The following is an 18073-nucleotide window of genomic DNA, read 5'->3' on the forward strand; positions in this document are numbered from 1 at the left end:
AACTCTCACTTATTCCTTTCGGCCTCAGCGAATTTGGACGGGAATTATAGTATCTTTTTTTACTTTTGTCAACACTTACACCTTAATATTAACTTAAATTTTTTAATTCTTTATACTCTCCCTCTTTTTACTATCATTCCTTTGCTATTTTTATTGCTTTTCTCCGCTTTTTATTGCCTTCTTTTGCTTTTCGTTTTCTCTCTTTTTCTTTTTGATATTTTTTTTGTTTGGGGTTGTTTTAAAGTATTTTTGTGGGTTTGAATTTTATTGGAGGATATATAGTATTAATGAAAGATAAGTAGAGAATCTACTTATCTTATTATTGTGTAGTTATACGTTGTAGTAATTTGCCTCTGGGTGATGAACAACAATAGCACAAGTTGTTTGTTCTGGATCCATTTGAAAAGTTTCACTAAGAGTAATTCCAAACTCTTCAGGACCAAGTAAATCATAAAAGTCTCTATTTTGACTAAGTTCAGGACAAGCAGCATAGCCAGGAGAATATCTACAACCAACATATTGTTTCATTTGTACATCGTTTAATGTTGGTCCCTCTTTTGGTACAATATCTAGATCAAGTCTAATTTGTTTATGTATAACCTCAGCTAGTGCTTCTGCTAATTCAACACCTAATCCATGTACTTGAAAATATTCGCTAAATTTACCTGCATCATATAACTCTCTTTCATATGATGTAATTTTTAACCCTGCTGTTGCTAAAGTAAATGCAACAACATCTAATCTATCATTTGCAAAAAAGTCTGCAATACATCTAAATGGTTTTCTTCTTTGTCTAGGGAATTCTAATACTTTTATGGCTTCTTCTAAAGGTGGAATATTTTGAGCTTCTTCTATAGAATGAAATCCATATTTTTTCTCATCAAAAATATATAATTTATTATCATGTGAGATACAAGGATAGTATGCCATAATAGATATAGGTTTGAATACATCTTTAGTTACTAACTCTTCTTTTAATTTTTCGTATAAAGGTTTTACTACTTCTTCTTCATGTTTAATAAAATCTTCTGTTTTTTGTCCAGCTCTTTTATATCCCCATCTTTGTCTAAATAAAACTCTATGGTTTATCCATTTAAATACTAATTCATTATCTATTTGATTACTTTGTTTTACGCTTCTTCCCCAATATGGAGGAAACGTGAACTCTGTTTTTTTAGGAAGTTTTATCTCTTCATATGGTGGAATTACAACTTCTTTTTCTTCTTTTTTAGAAGTAGTATCTGCAACTTGTATTAAATCAGCTGCCAATGCAGTATTGTTTAAATCACCTTCTTCAATTCTTTGCATTGAAACAACACCATCAAAAGCATCTCTACAATAAAATATTGGTCCATCATATATTGGTCTACAAAAATCATTTATAAAAGATTTTGTAAGTGCAGCACCTCCAAGTAAAACTGGTATATCAATTCCTTGTCTTTGTAACTCTTCTAAATTATCTTTCATAACAGCTGTACTTTTAACTAATAATCCACTCATTCCAATTGCTTGAGCTTTATGCTCTTTTACAGCAATAATAAACTCATTTATATCTGCTTTAATACCAATGTTAATAACTTTAAATCCATTATTACTTAAAATAATATCAACTAGATTTTTACCAACATCATGAACATCACCTTTAACTGTTCCTAATACTAGTACTGTTTCACTAGCTTTATCCTCTTTTGGTAAATATGGATTTAAACTATCAACAGTAGCTTTCATTGTTTCTGCACTTTGAAGAACAAATGGTAACTGCATTTGACCACTTCCAAACAAATCACCAATTACTTTCATTCCATCAATTAGCCATTCATTAACTATAATCTCAGGTTTCACATCATGTCTTAACTCTTCAACTAAAGGAAGCATTCTATCTTTATCACCATCTAAAAGTAGCTTTTTAACTTTTTCAATTGGCTTTAGTTTTTGGAACTCTTCATCACTCTCTTCTTCTTGCTCTTCTAAATTTGAGAAATGATCAATAAACTTAAATAATGGATCACCATCTTCTTGATTATTAAAAAGTAAATCATTACATGCTTGTTTATCTTCATCAGATATTTTATTCATTGGTAAGATATGTTTTACATTTACAATAGCACTTGTAAGACCAGCCTCTGTACAATGGTGTAAAAACATTGAGTTTAAATATATTCTTGCTTTTGCATCAAGTCCAAAAGAGATATTTGATAAGCCAAGAGTAGTTCCTACATTTGGATGCAGTTGTTGAAACTCTCGTATAGCTTCTATTGTTTCAATTGCAGCTGTTCTATATTCATCATCACCAGATCCAACAGTAAATACAAGCATATCAAAAACCAAATCTTCTGGTCTAAATCCATGTCTATTTACTGCTAAATCATATATTCTTTGTGCTACTTCTACTTTTCTTTCTTTTGTTTTTGCCATTCCCACTTCATCAATTACAAGACAAACTAAGGCTGCACCAAATTTTTTTGCTAGTTTACAAACTGCATCAAATTTTTCTTCTCCATCTTCTAAATTTACTGAGTTAATAATTGGTCTACCACCAATTTTTTTTAGTGCAACTTCTAAAGCTGCAATTTGTGTTGAATCTGGCATCAAAGGCAAAGAAATTTTTTGTGAATATAAAGATATTACTTCATTCATATCTTTACTTTCATCACGTCCAGCAAAACCTACACTTACGTCAATTACATGGGCACCTGCTCTTACTTGCTGTTGTCCTACACTTAAAGTACCTTCATAATTTTCAGCTTTTAAAATTTCTCTAAAGGCTTTACTTCCTGTAGCATTACTTCTTTCACCAATCAATAAAGCAGTTGATTCTTGATTTAAAGGAACACTATTAAATAATGAAGCTAAAGATGGTTCGTGTTTACCTTTTGCAGATAAAGGTTTTCTTCCTTTTACAGCATCTGCTAATGCTTTAATATGTTGAGGAGTTGTACCACAACACCCTCCTAAAAGAGCAACTCCATCTATTTGTAAAAACTTCTCTTCTAATTCTACAAACTCTTTTGGTCCCATTGGATAATATGTGTAACCACCTCTATTTTGTGGTAACCCTGCATTTGCGTGAACAGAAATAGGAAATTTAGATACTTCACTTAAACTTTTTACATGCTTATGAACCTGCTTTGGTCCAGTACCACAGTTAAACCCTAAAGATAATATATTAAAAGGCTCTAAAATTGTAGCAATTGTAGTTGCATCTGTTCCTATTAGCATTGTACCACTAAGTTCAATTGTAACTGAAACCATAATAGGTATTTTAGGTGCAATATCATTTAAAGCATGAAGTGCTGCTTTTATTTGAAGAGGATCTTGACAAGTTTCTAATAAAAAAACATCCACTCCTCCATCAACTAATCCTTGTGCAACTATTTTATATCCATCATACATCTCATCATAATCGATATGCCCTAAAGAAGGAAGTTTTGTCCCTGGACCTATAGCACCTAAAACAAATCTTGGTTTATCATCACTTTGATACTCATCACATACTTTTTTTGCTATTTTAGCACTTGCTTTTGATATTGCATAAGCATCTTTCCCAATATTATACTCATCTAATACCCAAGGCATAGCACCAAATGTATTTGTACTAATTAAGTTTGCATCTGCAAATGCATATGCATTATAAATCTTTTCAATTACTTCAGGAGCAGTAATATTTAAAAGTTCATTACATCCTTCTAAATTCTCACCATTATACTGCCAATACTCATCTTTTATCTCTGCAAGTTGTAATTGAGTACCCATTGCACCATCAATTACTAATATTTTCTCTTTTATTAGTTCTTCAATTTTTTTAATCATTTATTTCTCTAGTATAATTATTTTTATTCTTAATTACTTAAAGTATATATTATTAGTTGTTAAGAAGTAGTTAAGCACTACTTCTTCTTTAAAATCACTCTGATTACACAAGCTTCACCTTTATGGCCATTGCCTTCATTTAACATAATAATTTCTTCATCAATTTTAATCTTTTCACAAGAATTAAATCTTTTTAAAAAATCATCTTTTTCATACAATAAACTCAAATCTTTTGGCCCACCACTTGTATAATTAATCTGTTTTTTTGAGAACACTTCTATCATAAAATATGCATTTTTTTCTAATGAAACTTCAATTTTATCAAATAATAAATCTCTATCTTGTTCATGCATATGTAAATAAGAAGATAAAATTCCATCATATTTTTTTTGTGGTACCCAATTATTTAAATCTAAACATGTAGTATAAATATTATTTAAATTAAGTTTTTTAGCTTGAACTTTTAGTTTATTAAGCCCAATGTCCGATGCATCAATTGCATCAACTAATAAAGAAGTATCATTTTTTGCAAATTCAATTGCATTTCGTCCTTCTCCTTCTCCTAAAAAAAGTAAACTTTTTGCATTTTTCAATAAATTTTTATTAGATATTAAAAACTCGTTTGCATAATCTCCATAAAAAAACTCTTCTTTTGAGAATTTTTTATTCCAAAACTCTTGTTGCGTCATAATAAGACCTTCACTGTGATAAATTTGCAAATAATATCAAAATAAATTTAAATAATAATTTTAAATCATTCTATAAAAATAACTTCACTTTTCTTTAATATAATCTTAGGTACACTAAGCACAAAAATTTTATTCAGGATTAAAGAAAATGACAGAAGCTAAATACATCTGGATGGATGGAAAATTTGTAGATTGGCATGACGCAAAAGTTCATGTTTTGACACATACATTACACTATGGAAATGGAATATTTGAGGGAACAAAAGCTTATAAAACAGCTGATGGTAGATGTGCTATTTTTAGATTAGAAGAACATACTAAAAGACTTTTTAATTCAGCAAAAATGTTACTTTTAGATATACCTTTTACATTTGAAGAATTAAAAGATGCTCAAGTTGAGTTATTACAAAAAAATGAATTAACAAATGGTGCTTATATTAGACCACTTGTATATTTAGGATATGGTGTTATGGGTATTTACCATAAAGAGTGTCCTGTTAATGTTTCTATTTCTGCTTGGGAATGGGGTGCATATCTTGGTGAAGAAGGAATGAAAAATGGTGTTAGAGTGAAAATTAGTTCATTTAATAAACCATCAAATACTTCTACTATGGGTAAAGCAAAAGCCTCAGCAAATTATTTAAATTCTCAAATGGCAAAATTTGAAGCAGTTGAAGCTGGTTATGATGAAGCATTATTAAAAGATGATGATGGATATATCGCAGAAGCAAGTGGTGAGTGTTTATTTATTGTAAGAGATGGTGTTGTAATTACTCCTCCTAATGATAACTCATTAGAATCAATTACTCAATCAACAGTTATTGAATTAGCCAAAGATTTTGGGTATGATGTTCAAAGAAGAAGAATTACAAGAGAAGAGATATATATTGCAGATGAAGCTTTCTTCACAGGAACTGCTGCAGAAGTTACTCCAATTAGAGATGTAGATAGCAGAATTATTGGATGTGGCTCAAGAGGACCAATTACAGAAAAACTTCAAAGTGCATATTTTGATGTTGTATCTGGAAGAAATGAAAAGTATTTAAAATATTTGACATATATTAATTAATAAAAAGGAAAAATATGCCAATTGACAACGATTACTTTAAAAATAGACAACAAGGTAATAATTCTGGAGGCGGGAATAAGGGCAATTATCAACCACCTTTCGAACCACCTGAATTTTTTAAAAACTTTGGGAAAAAAGCAGGATTTATTTATGCAATAATTATTGTTGCGATAATGTTATTTGTTTTCAAACCATTTGTTATTATTGAATCAGGACAAGTAGGGATTAAAGCGACTGCGGGTAAATATGATGAGACACCTTTATATCCAGGTCTTCACCTTTATATTCCAGTTTTCCAAAAAGTTACAGTTGTTGATACAAAAGTAAGACTAATCAACTATAAAACATATGAAGATTCAGGTAAATTTGATAAAAGTATTAGATTATATCCTGCTATTAACATTTTAGATGCAAGAGGATTACCAGTTTCTATTGAATTAACAGTTCAATATAGACTTACTGCACAAGGTGCTCCAAAGACTATTGAGACTTGGGGACTTGGATGGGAAGATAAAATTGTTGATCCAGTTGTAAGAAATATTGTAAGAAATGTTGTAGGTGGATTTAATGCAGAAACACTTCCTACAAAAAGAAATGAAATTGCAACTATGATTGAAAATGGTATAAGAAAAGAAATAGAGTCTCTTGAAGGTAAACCTGTTTCTATTGAATCAGTACAACTAACAGAAATTGTATTACCACAAAAAATCAAAGATCAAATTGAAAGAGTTCAAATTGCAAATCAAGAAGCACAAAGAGTAAGATATGAAGTTCAAAGAGCAAAACAAGAAGCTGAGAAAAAAGCTGCTTTAGCAAAAGGTGAAGCTGATAAAAACAGAATTGAAGCTCAAGGTAGAGCAGATGCAGTAACAATTGAAGCTAAAGCACAAGCAGCAGCAAATAAAGAAATTGCACTATCTTTAACATCAAATTTACTTAAAATGCAACAAATTCAGGTTCAAGGTAAATTTAATGAAGCACTTAAAACTAATAAAGATGCTAAAATTTTCTTAACACCAGGTGGTTCAACTCCAAATATTTGGGTTGATACTAAAGACAAAGCAATAAATAGCTCTATAAATAAATAAAATAAGAAGTTTAACTTCTTATTTTATTACTTCAAAACTGCATTAAAAAAAGACAAGGAAAATTCCACATGAGTATGATAGATAGAATTGACTGGGAAAAGATGAATAATTTAATTCCAGTAGTTACTCAAGAAGTAAATACAAATGAAGTTTTAATGCTTGCATACATGAATGAAGAAGCTTTAGAATTAACATTAAAGACAAAAGTTGCGCACTATTTTAGTAGAAGTAAACAAAGAATATGGAAAAAAGGTGAATCATCTGGACATATTCAAAATGTACATGAAATTCTTTTAGATTGTGACAATGATACTGTTTTATTAAAAGTAGAACAAATAGGCGTTGCTTGCCATACAGGTAGAAAAACATGTTTTTTCACTAACTTAGAAACAAATGAAGAAATTACAAAAGTAGAAGTTGATACAACTAGTGCTTATGGTGTAATTGATACACTTTATCATACAATTTGTGAAAGAAAAAATGCTAATCCTAAAGAGTCTTATACTTCTAAACTGTTAAATGGCAAAGAGAATTCAATGCTAAAAAAAATAGTTGAAGAAGCTGGAGAACTTACATTTGCAGTAAAAGACAATGATGAAGAAGAGATTGTATATGAAGCAGCTGATTTAGTTTATCACTGTTTAGTTGCAATGGCTAGTAAAAATATAAGTCCTGACAGAGTAAAACAAGAGTTAGCTCGAAGATTTGGCTTATCAGGAATTGAAGAAAAAAACTCTAGAAAAGAGGATTAAATTTAATCCTCTTTTCTAATAAATGTTTTAACTATAAAACTTAATCCCATAAATACAAATAAACCACCTAGAATTAACAATGCAATTTTTCCTAAGAACATATTTTCTCCTTTTTCTTTTAATAGATTTTATTATTATTTTTTGCAAAAAAAGAAGAATGTTATTTATTAATAAAATAATCTAAATATTTTATAAGAAAAAATTAGTTTTTACCATATTTTATTTTATTGCCTTGTTCATCATAAAGAGGATATTTAATCTCATTTTTTTTCATTTTTTCAAATATAGCCTCTTCTAAGTCAATATCATAAGACATACAAATTCGCAGTAAATATATTGCAACATCTGCTATTTCTTCTTTTAAGTGTATCTTTTTACTTCCATTTAATGATTTTGATTCTTCTAAGTCTAACCATTGAAATATTTCAACTAACTCAGCTGTCTCTACACTTAATGCCATTGCTAAATTTTTTGGATTATGATGTTTGTCCCAATCTCTTTGTTTTGAGAACTCTTTTATATCTTGATAGATTTTTTCAATATTCATATTTTACCTTTTAATAATATATGAATACTATAAGAAAGATTTATTAAAAAACAAGTAAAGAGAAGAACTCTTTACTTAATTTATTTAGTGGCAACCACATCCACCTGAATTATTATCTTTTGATGCAGCACCTGCAGTACTACAAGCACTAACACCTGGAGGTGTTGTTGGTTGAATTGAAGCATTTTCTACTTTATCACTTACTTCATCAATATAAGAAATAAGTTTTTGAGTCGCTTGCATATATCTTTTTGCAGATTCTGATTCTGGTTGGAAATATACAACTGGTTTACCAGCATCTCCACCTTCTCTAATTGCAGGTTCAATTGGTAAGTTTCCTAATACTTGTGTATTATATTGTTCAGCTAATGCATCACAAGTTCCCATACCAAAGATATCAGATTCTTCACCACATTTAGGACAAATAAATCCACTCATATTTTCAATAATACCACCAATTGGAATATGAAGTTTTTGGAACATATCTAAACTTCTTCTACTATCATCAAGTGCAACATGTTGAGGAGTAGTTACATTAACACCACAAGTAACTGGTACACTTTGAGCTAGAGTAAGTTGTGCATCACCAGTTCCTGGAGGCATATCAATAAATAAAATATCTAACTCTTCCCATAAAATATCTCTTAATAGTTGTTCAATAGCTTTCATAATCATTGCACCTCTCCAAATTAGTGCTTGACCCTCTTGCATTAAAGAACCCATAGACATAACATCAACACCATAAGCGTTAAAAGGTTTTGCTTTATTCCCAATAACTTCTACTTCTTGACCTTGTAATCCCATCATTCTTGGAATATTTGGACCATAAATATCAGCATCTAATATACCAACTTTTTTACCTTGCATTGCTGCAGCTACTGCTAAATTAACTGTAGTAGTTGATTTTCCAACTCCACCTTTACCAGAACTTACCATTACAAAGTTTTTAATATGTGGTGCTATATTTTTACCACTTACACTATTACTATTTTGTTTTTGAGGTTGTGGTTTTTTGATATTTACAGTTATATTTTCCACTAATGTACTTAATGATTCTGTTATATCTTTTCTTAATTGATCTTCTACTTCTTGAGCACTTGAAGTAATATCAAGCAAAATACTACAGGCAGAACCATCAACTTGCACGTCTTTAACAAAACCAAATTCTACAATTGATTTAGCAAAGCCAGGATATTTTACATTTTCTAATGCACTTTTTATATCTGCTACTGTTGCCATATAAATTCCTTATTTAAAATTATTTTTTGTATTATATCTAATTAGGATAATCTTTGTCTTAATTTAAACCAATACATTTTAACATTTTAATTCTATGCTATTTTTCCAAAATTATTAATTAAAAGTTATATAATTATTATAATAAAAAGTTATATAAAAAGAGTAAAACTCTTTTTATACTGCTTCTACCATTTTATCTTTATGTTCATTAACAATTTTTTGAGTAATTTTATATGAACAAAATTTAGGTCCACACATAGAACAAAACTCTGCTTCTTTAAATACATCTTGAGGTAGAGTTTCATCATGGTACTCTTTTGCTCTATCTGGATCTAAGCATAACTCAAATTGTCTATTCCAATCAAATCCATATCTTGCATCTGACATCTCATCATCAATATCTCTTGCACCTTCTCTACCTCTTGCAATATCTGCACTATGTGCTGCAATTTTATATGCGATAATTCCATTTCTTACATCTTCTGCATTAGGTAATCCTAAATGCTCTTTTGGAGTAACATAACAAAGCATACTTGCCCCATGCCATCCACCAACAGCTGCCCCAATTGCTGAAGAAATATGATCATACCCAGCTGCAATATCTGTTGTAAGTGGTCCTAAAATATAAAATGGTGCTTCATGACAATATTCTCGTTCAAGTTTCATATTTCTTTCAATTTGATTTAATGGAACATGTCCTGGCCCTTCAATCATTACTTGTACATCTTTTTCCCAAGCTCTTAAAGTAAGTTCCCCTAATATTTTAAGTTCACTTAATTGTGCTTCATCACTTGCATCTGCAAGACATCCTGGTCTTAAAGAATCACCTAAAGATAAAGAAACATCATATTTTCTACAAATTTCTAAAATATCATCAAATGCTTCATAAAATGGATTTTCTCTATGATAATGCATCATCCATGCTGCCATCAATGAACCACCTCTTGAAACTATTCCCATTTTTCTTTTTGCAATATGTGGCATAAATCTAAGTAAAAAACCTGCATGAATTGTAAAATAAGAGACACCTTGTTGAGCTTGTTTTTCTAATGTTTCTAACATTTTTTCAATTGTTAAATCTTCAATTTTATCTTTAACATCATGTAAGATTTGATAAATTGGTACTGTACCAATTGGAACTGTTGAGTGTTTAATTATAGATTTTCTAATTTCATCTAAATCTCCACCTGTACTTAAATCCATTATTGTATCTGCACCATATTTTAACGATACATCAACTTTTTCTATTTCTGTTTGTACATCTGAAGCCAATGCAGATGATCCTATATTTGCATTTATTTTACAACTTGAAGCTAATCCAATTGCCATTGGGTTTAAGTGTGTGTGATTAACATTTGCAGGAATAATTAATCTTCCTCTTGCAACTTCACTTCTAACTAATTCAGGCTCAATTTTTTCAACCTTAGCTACATATTCCATATCTGGAGTAATAATGCCTTTTTTTGCATAATGCATTTGTGTTCTTACTTCATCATTCTTATGAGTTTCAAGCCAATTTCTCATTATAAATCCTATCATAAAATTTATTTTGATTATATCAAATTTTTTTTATATAAACTTAATTATAAAATGTAAATTTGCTATATTAAGATTAGTTATCTTGTTTCATATATATATTACTTAATTTTGTGTATAGTACATAAAATATAAGATTAATAACAACATTTAAAAGTAGGATTAATTATGAGTAAATTGCTTATTAACAAAATAGATTCTCTTCCTCCTTTACCAAAAAGTGTAATTGAGTTAGAAGAATTTAGGAAGTTACCAAATAAAGACCCAGAAGACTTACTTAAGATTATAGAAAAAGACCCTTTAATAGTAACCACTTTATTAAGAGTTGCCAATTCAGCAATTTTTGCTTTTAGAGATCCAGTAAATACAACACATAGAGCAATTGCACTATTGGGTATGAATTTTTGCATATCAATTGCACTTGGTTCTGTAGTTCAAGATTTAATTAAAACAAATCTTGAAGCTTATGATGTAACAACTGATGATTTTATGTATGTTTCTAATTTATCATCACAACTTGTAAATACTTGGATTTCTACTCTTGATTATGAATCAAAAGATGATTTAATTTTAGCAGCATTTTTACAAGAAGTTGGCAAATTTATCATATCTGATGTAATTTGTGAAGAGAATGAAATACAAGATTTCCAAAAATTATTAAAAAATAGTACAGAAGATGCAGAAAAAAATTTTACAGGCTATACATGCGCAAGAATTACTGCAAATATATTTAAACATTGGAATCTAAGTACAGACTTAATATTTTCTATTGGTTTTGTTAATGACTTAAAAGAATGCCCAAAAGACTATGTTAAAAAAGCACAAATTTTAGAAATTGTTAAATGTGCTTGTGATATTACTGCACCACTTTCAGATAAAAGTGTTCAAAAAGCATTAGAAAAAGCAATTGAATATAACTTCGATATTGAGCCATTAATTAATGCAATTGATAACTTGAAAGCCAAAACTAGTAAGTAAGCTTAAATTTCGCATAAGTTACATTAGACTATAATTTGTAACTTTTTTACACAAGGAGGAAAAAGTTTGTCTAATGTTTCACTAATTATTCTCTGTGCTGGTAACTCAACTAGATTTAAACAAACTTCTAAAAAACAATGGCTTCGTATAGATAATGATCCCATTTGGCTATATGTTTCAAAAAGACTCACTTCACATTACTCTTTTGACAAAGTAATTGTAACCTCAAATAAACTTGAATTAAATTACATGAAAAACTTCTCTGATGACATTATTTATGTAGAAGGTGGCGATACTCGACAAAAATCAATAAAGAATGCTCTTTTAGAAGTAGAAAGTGATTATGTAATGGTTACTGATGTTGCAAGAGTTAATGTTCCTTTTAAAATCATTGATAACTTAATAAAGGAAAAAGCTCAAGCAGATTGTATCGTTCCTGTTTTAAATGTATCAGATACAGTTATATATGAAGAAGAAACAATTAATAGAGACAATGTAAAACTTATACAAACTCCTCAACTTTCAAATACCAATGTTTTAAAAAATGCATTAAATACAAATATCGAATTTACAGATGATAGTTCTGCTATAAAAGCGATATATGGCAATATCAAATATATTCAAGGTAGTGTTAAAAGTAAAAAAATTACTTTTGGTCAAGACTTAGAAATTTTAAAAGGGCTTCCTAATCCATCAAAAAATTTCTTCACTGGAACAGGATTTGATATACACCCTTTTGAAAGTGATAAAAAAATGTATTTAGGTGGTGTAAATATAGATGTAAATTATGGTTTTAAAGCTCATAGTGATGGTGATGTTCTTATTCACTCATTAATTGATGCACTACTAGGAGCTATTGGAGCAGGAGATATTGGGGAATTTTTCCCAGATACAGATGAAAAATATAAAGGTGCTGATTCTAAAATTCTATTAGAAAATATTGTCAATTTTATTAATAATGTTGGATATGAAATTGTAAATGTTGACTTAACAATAATTGCACAAAAACCAAAAATTAATCCATATAAACAAGAGATAAAATCTAAAATTTCAAACTTACTAAATATTGAAAAACAGTTTGTTAATATTAAAGCAACTACTGCTGAAAAATTAGGTTTTATTGGAAGAAGCGAGGGAGTTGCAGTACAAAGTATTGCAACATTAAAATATTATGATTGGAAGAAAGAAATATGAATATACTAATAATTGAAAGTGAAATTTATTTAGCGCAAAAAGTTGTATCAAGGTTACTAGATGATGGGCATAGTTGTGATTTTGTTGAATCACCAAACCTTGAAAGTTTAACAAAAGACTATGATATTGTATTATTATCAACTTCTCTTCCCAGTGCACAGTGTAAAAGTATTATAAAAAAATACAAAGACTCTATTATTATTCTTTTAGTATCTTATATTTCAGATGAAACAGTTACAAACCCTATTAAAGATGGTGCAAAAGATTATATTATGAAGCCATTTATAATGGATGAATTATTAAGAAAAATTTATCATTATAAAGAGTGTAGAGCATTAAGACAAGAACTATATACAATGAGAAGATATTTAGATTTTATGTTTAAAGATATAGATTTACAAGATACAACTTTACCTCCAACATTTCCTATACTAATTGAAACAAATTCACAAAAATGTGCAGATAAACTTGTATTTGATTTATCTAAAAAAATGCAAATGGGTGTACAGTTTATTTCATTAAGCACTGATAACTGGCAAAAAGAGCTAAATAGTAACTCGTTTAAAGGAATATATTATCTTACAGATTTTCATACATTAAAGAAAAATGCAAAAGATAATCTTATAAAACTTATTGAAGATAAAAAATGTATTTTGACTTCATTAGAAAAAGAAGAAGACTTTCCTTATAAAAAAATAGAATTTAATAATTCTGATTTAGTTGTTTTAAACAATAACATAATGACTATTAATGATTATGTTAAGCTTATGGTATTATCATTTCAATCAAAATATCCAGACACAGAATTAAGTAAAAAACTTGGTATCTCTAGAAAATCTTTATGGGAAAAAAGAAAAAAACTTGGTATAGAAAAGAAAAAATAAGGAATGAATTTGAGAAAATTTTTCTTAACAGTATGTTATAGTGGATTAAGTCCAAAAGCACCAGGAACTGCAGGAAGTTTTGTTTCATTACTTTTTGCAATATTTTTATTACAATATATTCATGAATCAACTCTATTTTTACTTGCATTACTAATTACAGTTATTGCAGTAAAACAAATAGATATATATGAAAAAGAAGTTAATGAACATGATAGTAAAGAGATAGTTATTGATGAACTTGCAGGAATGTGGATAGCCTTATCTATTTGTGGAGTAAATAGTTCTAATATTATGATTATGTCTGTTCTTTCTTTTGTATTCTTTAGAATATTTGATATTTGGAAGCCTTCAATTATTGGAAGAATAGATAAAAATGTAAAAGGTGGTTGGGGAGTAATGGGTGATGATATTATCGCTGGTATTGCTGCTGGAATTGCCGCTGCTGGTACATTTAAATTATTGAGTATGTATGTTTTATAAAGCTTGATTGTAAAATAAGAAAACTTATTTTACAATCTTTGCAAATTCATCAAAAATATATTTTGATTCATGTGGTCCAGGACTAGCTTCTGGGTGATGTTGAACAGAGAATATCTCTTTATTTTTATATTTAACACCCTCTATTGTATTGTCAAAAAGATTTTTATGCGTTATTTCTGCAATTTCAACAATTGTATCTGGTACATTGTAATTGTGATTTTGTGCAGTGATTTCAACTATTTTTGTATCAGGATTTGCAACTGGATGGTTACCTCCATGTTGACCAAATTTTAGCTTATAAGTATCATAACCATGTGCAATAGATAGCATTTGGTGTCCTAAACAAATCGCGAATATTGGAATATTTGTATTTATTAATTTTTGAACTTGTTCTTTTTCTTTTGTTAATGTTAATGGATCACCAGGTCCATTTGACAAAAATATTCCACCAATTTCACCAGCTTCAAATCTAGCAATTAAATCATCTGCTTTAAAACTTGCTGGAACAACTTCCACTTCAAGTCCTGATTCAACTAATTCATTTAATATATTTCTTTTTACACCAAAGTCAACTACTACAACTTTTTTATCACTCATTACTGCTTTATTATAAGCAAGATTTTTATGATTCCATGCACCATTTTTATGAATATATGGCTCTTTCGTAGTTACTTCTTCAATATAATTTATATCTTCTATTCTTGGAGTTTGTTCTAGTAATTTTTTCAACTCTTCTTTATCATAAATCTCTGTTGATGCTATCATCATCATAGCACCTTCATCTCTTACAATCTTAGTTAAATATCTAGTATCAATATCACAAATTCCTAATACATTATTCTCTTTTAATAATGAATCTAAATCTGCTTGTGCTCTATAGTTTGAATATTCATGATGATAATTTCTTACAATTACACCTTTACAATGGCAAGTTGAGCTCTCCATATCATTTTCATTTACACCTACATTACCAATTTCTGGCATTGTAAAAGTTATAAATTGTCCTGCATATGAAGGATCAGAAATTATCTCTTGGTATCCTGTTAACGATGTATTAAATACAATTTCTCCAACACTTGTACCTGTTGCACCAAATGAGTTAGCTTCTAAAAACACGTCATTTTCTAAATATATCCAAACTTTTTGCATATTACATTAACCCTTTTTTAATTAGTTCTTCTTCATAAAGTCTATTGTAAACAATGTCATATTCTTCAGTACCTGGAATAAGTTTTCTTTTATAATTTTTAACTTTTTCAAGTACAACAGCATCTGCTTTTTCAAACCCTTTTAAAAATTCATCAATTGAAGTAAAGATAACATTTTTTATCTTATTATCTGAACAATCATAATGAATATAATCCTCTTCCCACAAGAAGTCTAGAATTTGGTGTGCAACATCTGAAAATCTATCTTCATTATTTAAAATTACACCAAACTCATTTGCCATTCTTTTTTTAGTCATCCAAAATAATTGTCTATAATCTGCATGTAAAAACTCAATTTCATCTTCTTGAGCATCTAAAATTTCAGCAACTTTTTCGTCTAAGTCATATTCATTTTCTATGTCTTCAACTAAAATTCTTTCAATCTCTTGAGTTATTTCTTCTTTTGTCTTTCTAATCTCTACAAAATCGCAATTAACTAAATCTCTAGCTACTCTTCTTGCGATATATTTTGTGTGATGTAATTTTATTCTCATAACCTACCCTCTTATAATTGTATCTACTCTCTCTGGTGAAGTTGAAATAATACCTACTTTTACACCAGTTAATTCCTCAATTTTTTCTATATATTTTTTTGCATTTGAAGGAAGTTTATCAAATTCTCTAATTCCAACAACACTATCCCATCCATCAAATTCTTCATAGATTGGTGTTACTGATTCTAAATCAGATGGCATATAATCAATTCTTTGTCCATCTAAATCATATGCAACACAAATTTTGATTTTAGGAAATCCATCTAAAACATCAAGTTTCATTAATGCTAATTGATCACAACCATTTAATCTACTTGCATGTTTAACTGCAATTGCATCAAACCATCCACATCTTCTAGCTCTTCCAGTTACAGTACCAAACTCTTTTCCAATATCTGCAATTTTTTTACCATCTTCTGTGAAATCTTCAGAAGGGAATGGCCCATTTCCTACTCTTGTACAATAAGCTTTTACAATTCCAGTAACAACACCAATATCTTTTGGACTAAGTCCAAGACCAGTACAAGCCCCTGCACTTACTGTACTTGAACTTGTAACATATGGATATGTACCATGGTCAATATCTAGTAGTGTTCCTTGAGCACCTTCTAATAGTACTTTTTTATCTTCATCTAAAGCATTCCAAACTAAATTTGTTGTATTAGTAATAAATGGTGCTAATGCTTTTTTATACTCATTTAATAAAGCAATTAATTCATCTTTATTTGGAGTATTAATTTCTAAAACATCAAAAATAGCTCTATTTTGTTTAAAGTATTCAACAATATTTTCTGCAAGTTTACTAGGATTTAATAGTTCACCAACTCTAAAACCAGTTCTTGAAATTTTTTCAGCATATGCTGGTCCAATTCCCTTTCCTGTTGTTCCAATTGCTTTATCACCTTTTAATCTCTCTTTTGCTTGATCAATTAATGAGTGGTAAGGTAAATTTAGATGTGCTTTATCAGAGATAAATAATCTTCCTTCAAGATTTTGAAATTGTGACATCTCTTTCATTATTGCTTCAGGTGATAACACAACACCATTACCTATAACATTTATAGCATTAGGATTTAAAATTCCCGAAGGAACAAGTTGTAGTGCATATCTTACACCATCTACCCATATCGTATGACCTGCATTGTGTCCACCTTGACTTCTACATACAATGTCATATTTTTGGGCTAGCATATCAACTATTTTACCTTTCCCTTCATCTCCCCATTGAATTCCAACTATTAAATCTGCTTTCATAATCTTTAATCCTCTAAAATTTTTAATAAACTATCTGTATAAAGTGCGAATCCTAGTGAAGTTAATCCTTCACTACTATACATTCCACCTCTACTTAATATTAAATTATTATCAATTACTCTGTAATATATTCCATCATAATATTTCAATGAACCATAATATAAAGGTGATATTACAATATTTTCATAATCAATTTCTGATGCTTTATTTATTAAGCATTCAACTTCAGGTCTTATACTTTCTGGTACTAAGTTTACAACCTGTTTTAAATCACTAATATCTTTAACTTCTAGTAATTTTGTTAACCACTCATTTTCTAACTCAAATAATTGAGCAATCTCACCATTTTTAAATAACTCTATATCGACATTTAACTCTTCACTAATCAATCTAGGTATTTTTATATTTGCAATTTGTAAAACTGGATTTATATTTAATTGCTTTAATATTTCAACATTTAGATTAATAATATCACAAATATTATCATGACCTATCCATTCGCATCCAATTTGATACTCTTCAGTTGAAGGATATGTAAAAATTGGTTGAATATAAAACCATTTTTTATGGCTTGTTGTTCTTCCAAGTCTTTTTGTAATAATTCTTACAACATCTAACGTTGAGTCTGCTCTTAATGATACTTGTTCATTATTTGTATCTGAAAACTTAATTAGTTTTTTTGCATTTTGAATTGATTGATGTTGAGAGTAAGAGAAATTTGGAGTAATAATCTCTTCAAAATCATGACTATGCAAGATATTACTTACTTGATTTTCTAAATCTCTTTTTTGTTTAGCTTTTTTGCCAAAATAAAGTCTACTTCCGTTTGGTATTTCATGCTCAAAAATCAT

Annotated in this window: 16 protein-coding genes; 7 read left to right on the top strand and 9 right to left on the bottom strand. The window is 29.0% G+C overall.

Going from position 1 to position 18073, the window contains the following annotated elements; translation table 11 throughout:
* Positions 1 to 330: 330 nt before the first annotated feature.
* Both metH and CRU93_RS11690 read right to left on the bottom strand, forming a co-directional pair.
* On the bottom strand, positions 331 to 3810 hold the full coding sequence (metH, locus tag CRU93_RS11685) for a methionine synthase (RefSeq protein ID WP_129104382.1): 3480 nt from the start codon (positions 3808 to 3810) through the stop codon (positions 331 to 333).
* A gap of 77 nt (positions 3811 to 3887) precedes the next feature.
* Positions 3888 to 4529, bottom strand: coding sequence for a class I SAM-dependent methyltransferase (locus CRU93_RS11690; RefSeq protein ID WP_258238913.1), 642 nt, complete (start codon positions 4527 to 4529; stop codon positions 3888 to 3890).
* A gap of 118 nt (positions 4530 to 4647) precedes the next feature.
* Between CRU93_RS11690 and CRU93_RS11695 the strand changes: the two genes are divergently transcribed.
* From CRU93_RS11695 to hisIE, 3 genes are all read left to right on the top strand, one after another.
* Complete coding sequence (locus CRU93_RS11695) at positions 4648 to 5568, top strand: branched-chain amino acid transaminase (RefSeq protein ID WP_129104384.1); 921 nt, start codon at positions 4648 to 4650, stop codon at positions 5566 to 5568.
* 14 nt (positions 5569 to 5582) lie between these two features.
* Positions 5583 to 6656, top strand: a complete 1074-nt coding sequence (locus CRU93_RS11700; RefSeq protein WP_129104385.1) for an SPFH domain-containing protein — start codon at positions 5583 to 5585, stop codon at positions 6654 to 6656.
* A 68-nt stretch (positions 6657 to 6724) separates the two neighbouring features.
* On the top strand, positions 6725 to 7408 hold the full coding sequence (gene hisIE / locus CRU93_RS11705) for a bifunctional phosphoribosyl-AMP cyclohydrolase/phosphoribosyl-ATP diphosphatase HisIE (RefSeq protein ID WP_129104386.1): 684 nt from the start codon (positions 6725 to 6727) through the stop codon (positions 7406 to 7408).
* A 202-nt stretch (positions 7409 to 7610) separates the two neighbouring features.
* Here hisIE and CRU93_RS11710 read toward each other — a convergent pair whose 3' ends face one another.
* The 3 genes from CRU93_RS11710 to thiC all read right to left on the bottom strand — a co-directional run bounded on the left by CRU93_RS11710 (position 7611) and on the right by thiC (position 10718).
* A complete protein-coding gene (locus CRU93_RS11710) occupies positions 7611 to 7955 on the bottom strand; it encodes a nucleotide pyrophosphohydrolase (protein WP_129104387.1) in 345 nt (114 codons plus the stop codon).
* Between the two features lie 84 nt (positions 7956 to 8039).
* The gene (locus CRU93_RS11715) at positions 8040 to 9194 is read right to left on the bottom strand and encodes an Mrp/NBP35 family ATP-binding protein (RefSeq protein ID WP_129104388.1); all 1155 of its coding nucleotides are present in this window, start codon (positions 9192 to 9194) and stop codon (positions 8040 to 8042) included.
* A 174-nt stretch (positions 9195 to 9368) separates the two neighbouring features.
* Entirely contained in the window at positions 9369 to 10718 is a 1350-nt protein-coding gene (thiC, locus tag CRU93_RS11720) for a phosphomethylpyrimidine synthase ThiC (protein ID WP_129104389.1), read from the bottom strand.
* A gap of 180 nt (positions 10719 to 10898) precedes the next feature.
* Here thiC and CRU93_RS11725 point away from each other — a divergent pair, with 180 nt between their 5' ends.
* The 4 genes from CRU93_RS11725 (at position 10899) to CRU93_RS11740 (ending at position 14266) form a co-directional block, all read left to right on the top strand.
* Positions 10899 to 11708, top strand: a complete 810-nt coding sequence (locus CRU93_RS11725; protein WP_258238914.1) for an HDOD domain-containing protein — start codon at positions 10899 to 10901, stop codon at positions 11706 to 11708.
* A 66-nt stretch (positions 11709 to 11774) separates the two neighbouring features.
* The gene (locus CRU93_RS11730; RefSeq protein ID WP_129104391.1) at positions 11775 to 12902 is read left to right on the top strand and encodes a bifunctional 2-C-methyl-D-erythritol 4-phosphate cytidylyltransferase/2-C-methyl-D-erythritol 2,4-cyclodiphosphate synthase; all 1128 of its coding nucleotides are present in this window, start codon (positions 11775 to 11777) and stop codon (positions 12900 to 12902) included.
* Positions 12899 to 13786: a response regulator gene (locus CRU93_RS11735; protein WP_129104392.1), complete on the top strand. Its 888-nt coding sequence runs from the start codon at positions 12899 to 12901 to the stop codon at positions 13784 to 13786. Before CRU93_RS11730 ends, CRU93_RS11735 begins: the two co-directional genes overlap by 4 nt.
* Before the next feature lie 3 nt (positions 13787 to 13789).
* Positions 13790 to 14266 carry a phosphatidylglycerophosphatase A gene (locus CRU93_RS11740; protein WP_129104393.1) on the top strand — a complete coding sequence of 159 codons (477 nt, stop codon included), beginning with the start codon at positions 13790 to 13792 and terminating at the stop codon, positions 14264 to 14266.
* Positions 14267 to 14290: 24 nt separating this feature from the next.
* Here the strand turns inward: CRU93_RS11740 and carA are convergent, their stop codons facing one another.
* The 4 genes from carA to CRU93_RS11760 are packed head-to-tail and all read right to left on the bottom strand — an operon-like array spanning position 14291 to position 18073.
* Entirely contained in the window at positions 14291 to 15415 is a 1125-nt protein-coding gene (carA, locus tag CRU93_RS11745) for a glutamine-hydrolyzing carbamoyl-phosphate synthase small subunit (RefSeq protein WP_129104394.1), read from the bottom strand.
* Between the two features lies 1 nt (position 15416).
* Positions 15417 to 15968, bottom strand: coding sequence for a DUF507 family protein (locus tag CRU93_RS11750; RefSeq protein WP_129104395.1), 552 nt, complete (start codon positions 15966 to 15968; stop codon positions 15417 to 15419).
* Positions 15969 to 15971: 3 nt separating this feature from the next.
* A complete protein-coding gene (locus tag CRU93_RS11755) occupies positions 15972 to 17222 on the bottom strand; it encodes an adenylosuccinate synthase (RefSeq protein WP_129104396.1) in 1251 nt (416 codons plus the stop codon).
* A gap of 5 nt (positions 17223 to 17227) precedes the next feature.
* Entirely contained in the window at positions 17228 to 18073 is an 846-nt protein-coding gene (locus CRU93_RS11760) for an ATP phosphoribosyltransferase regulatory subunit (RefSeq protein ID WP_129104397.1), read from the bottom strand.

It is taken from the genome of Arcobacter sp. CECT 8985, assembly GCF_004116495.1.
Lineage (GTDB): Bacteria > Campylobacterota > Campylobacteria > Campylobacterales > Arcobacteraceae > Malaciobacter.